The following is a 542-nucleotide window of genomic DNA, read 5'->3' on the forward strand; positions in this document are numbered from 1 at the left end:
CGACGCTCTGGCCCGAGCCGGCGGCGATGCGTTTCTTGCGGCTGGCCTTGAGCAGGTCGGGATGACGCCGCTCGTCGCGCGTCATGGAATCGATGATCGCGACCTGGCGCTTCAGGATCTTGTCGTCGATGCCGGCCGCCGCGATCTGGTTCTTCATCTTGGAGATGCCGGGCATCATGCCCATCAGCCCGCTGATGCCGCCCATGTTCGCCATCTGCGACAGCTGCTCGCGCATGTCGTTGAGGTCGAACTGACCCTTGCGCATGCGCTCGGCGGTGCGCGCGGCCTTCTCGGCGTCGATATTGGCGGCGGCACGTTCGACCAGCGACACCACGTCGCCCATGCCGAGAATGCGACCGGCGATACGGTCGGGGTGGAAATCCTCCAGCGCATCGGTCTTTTCGCCGGTGCCGAGCAGCTTGATCGGCTTGCCGGTGACCGCGCGCATCGACAGCGCGGCGCCGCCGCGGCCATCGCCGTCGACGCGGGTCAGCACGATGCCGGTGAGGCCGACGCGCTGGTCGAACGCGCGCGCCAGATTG

1 pseudogene is annotated in these 542 nt (G+C 67.7%); it reads right to left on the reverse strand.

Features of this window, described 5'->3' with window-relative positions:
- Positions 1-542: pseudogene (locus tag AACY49_RS30230) on the reverse strand (signal recognition particle protein); the annotation flags it as partial.

Origin of the sequence: Pseudomonas sp. EL_65y_Pfl2_R96 (assembly GCF_963970905.1) — a bacterium.
GTDB lineage: Bacteria > Pseudomonadota > Gammaproteobacteria > Pseudomonadales > Pseudomonadaceae > Aquipseudomonas.